This is a genomic window from Arthrobacter sp. ZGTC212 (assembly GCF_002929255.1).
Taxonomy (GTDB): Bacteria; Actinomycetota; Actinomycetes; order Actinomycetales; family Micrococcaceae; genus Arthrobacter_B; species Arthrobacter_B sunyaminii.
In genome coordinates this window covers 1-2,772 of the sequence record NZ_PJIJ01000009.1, presented here as the reverse complement: position 1 = coordinate 2,772, position 2,772 = coordinate 1, and the positions used below count along the sequence as shown (strand labels likewise).

The window sequence follows — 2,772 nt, the reverse complement described above, 5'->3', positions numbered from 1 at the left end:
GGAAGCTAAGACCCACTGCGCCGATGGTACTGCATCCGGGAGGGTGTGGGAGAGTAGGTCACCGCCGGACAATATTTCGGTTGAGAGGTTGAGGCCCGTATCTTTTGGTACGGGCCTCAACTGTTTAACAGGCATGCTTCCCAGCCGGCGGTTTTGCCGGGTTACGGTTGCCCGGACGGGAGCCGTTGGCGCTGCCTTACCACGCGGCATTGTCAAGCACATCTCAGCTACCACGCTTTTAACTTCAGTATCAGTAGATGATTCCTGCACTTCCCTTTGCACACGTTTCCCCACGAGGTAGCCTCACTGCTCACGGAGCCTCATATAAGTCTGTCCTCACTGGGCTCTGCGGATGTCAAAGGGTCGAGCAGAAAGCGGGAAGCTAATGAGCGTGCGTCGCAGAACCGGCAGCGTCCGGAGGGGCAGTACCCCAGTATGGAGAGGCCGGGCCAGCGGCACGGGCATTGGGGTATTCGCCATCCTGTGTCTTCTGATGCAACTGGCATTGCCCGCACATGCCGTATTCAGCGGTGAATCCCCGGGCAACGAAGTCCCCTCGGACCTCACGGAGATCACAATGACCGGCACCGGACCGGGTCAGGGGGTGGCTGGCGGGCTGCCTCCTGCAGATACGCCGTTCGACCCCACCACCGGGTATCCCACGGGCGTGCCGGCGGGCTATGAGACCCTCAATGAGGGGTTTGCCGGCATCATCACCACTGTTGACGCCGTCGGCAATACGCAGCAGATGTACTGCATCGACATTCGTACCTCCACCTACACCGGCCTGGGTTATGAGAGCGGCAGCTGGGACGAATCCAATGTGCCGAACATTGGTTACGTTAATCGGGTGCTGAACAGCTACTACCCGGATCAGCCGGGCCTACCGGACGCACCGTCGGACAGCATTCGGGCAGCAGCGGTTCAGGCTGCTGTGTGGTTTTTCAGCGACGGCTACGTCCTAGCGGAAAACGATCCAGTCCGGCCGTACACGGCTCCGATTGTCGCCGCAGTACTCGCGGCAGGACCGCTGACCGAGCCGCCGGCCCCCAACGTAGCTATCGATCCGCCCACTGCGTCAGGCCCCACCGACGGAGTCACCGGGCCATTCACCATTACTTCCGATGCAGGTAACATCACCGTTGCGGTGCCGGAAGGCTACACCCTGTACACGGATCCGGCCGGTACGGCCCCGCTCGTTGGCACGACCGTTGCCTCCGGCACTCAGCTGTGGGTGCGGAACGACAACCAAACCGCGGATCCAGTTGATCTGACCGCCACAGCCGTGGTTCCTGTCCAGACAGGCAACGTCTACCTCTATGCCGGCAACAATCCCAGCGTCACCACTGCCCAGAAGCTCATCCTGGCAGCTGATGCGCAGATTGAGTCCAATGCACGGGCGACGGCCGAGTTCTTCGTTGCCGGCGACTTGACGGTCAGTAAGGCGTTTGCAGGTGAAGGAGCCGGGCTGCAGGGCGACATTTCCCTGGTGGTGGACTGCGGAGCATCCGGCGTCTTCACCTTCGAGATCCCCGCCGGCACGACTGAAACAGTGACTGAGACGGTCACAGGACTTCCAGTAGGCACGGTCTGTTCAGTTACTGAACCCGTCACCGGATCAACGACGGAGGTAACAGTCACACCGGTGCTCCCGGAACCCGTGACCATCACTGACGGTGAGAACGTCCTTGCCGTTACCAACACGGTTCAGTACCTCCCGGGAGCGCTTAACGTCACCAAGACGATCGACGGGAACGCCGCAGGCCTGCAGTCGGAAATAGTTCTCGACGTTGTGTGCGGGTCCGTTCTGGACACCAGTGTTGTCATCCCGGCAGGCAGCGCGGCCGGGACCTACGGTGAAACCCTCACTGATATCCCGGCGGGGACGGAATGTACGGTGACGGAATCGAGCACTGGGGCGACGTCGGAGGTTACCGTGGAGGCCGGTGACCCGGTAACGGTCGTTATTGAGCCGGGAGCCACGGTAAGTGCAGGCCTGGCTAATACGGTGCAATATGCCAATGGATCTCTGCAAGTAACCAAAATCGTTGCTGGAAACGGCGCCGGAAAGCAGTCCGCGTCATACCTCAACGTGGTCTGCGGAAACGAGCTCGAGCAAGTGGTGCGGATCCCCGCTGAAACCCTGCCCGGTGAGTACGTGCAGGTCTTCGACGGCATCCCTGCCGGTACCGAGTGCACTGTCACCGAGCCCACGAACGGTGAGAACGGGAACGTCACTGTCGAGACGATTCTGCCCTACAGCGTCGTGATCGTGTCGGGTGAAACCGTAGACGCGACAGTCACTAATACCTACGCGGTTTTGGGTAAGGACACGCTGGCCAAGACCGGGGCAACCGCCACCGCACAGGTATCCCTTGCCGGAGCCGGCGCCGTCCTCATGGGCACACTGCTGGTGGCCGGGGCTGCACGACGGAGGAAGGAAATGGACTAGCAACAGGGGGCCACGTCTGAGTTCTTTATGCCGGCTATAGGCTGAAGAGCTGGTGACCAGCCGGTAGAGCCCGTGGGCTCAACAATGTGGGTAGCTCTCCAAACCGGAGAGCTACCCACAGCTGTGTCATGGGAGAATAACCATGCGGCAGACAGCCAAGGGAAATTCCGAAAAAAAGCGGCTTTGAAGGGCCGGAAAGCCGTTTGTTCACCGTGGTTGTTGGGACCCCGATCACAGCCCATGGGCCGATTTGCGGGTGGGTCAAAACCTGTGTAAAGTCTTCTAAGTCGCCGCGGCCGGGAGTTGGAAAACATCCCGAG

Annotated in this window: 1 protein-coding gene; it reads left to right on the top strand. The window is 60.5% G+C overall.

Going from position 1 to position 2,772, the window contains the following annotated elements; all coding sequences use genetic code 11:
- The first annotated feature begins 493 nt into the window (after nucleotides 1-493).
- Entirely contained in the window at nucleotides 494-2,452 is a 1,959-nt protein-coding gene (locus tag CXQ89_RS17600) for a thioester domain-containing protein (RefSeq protein WP_146067295.1), read from the top strand.
- Nucleotides 2,453-2,772: the final 320 nt, after the last annotated feature.

What these genes read in the sequence shown, in the direction of transcription:
- CXQ89_RS17600 (WP_146067295.1), top strand. Translation starts at nt 494, where the DNA reads ATGCAACTGGCATTGCCCGCACATGCCGTATTCAGCGGTGAATCCCCG.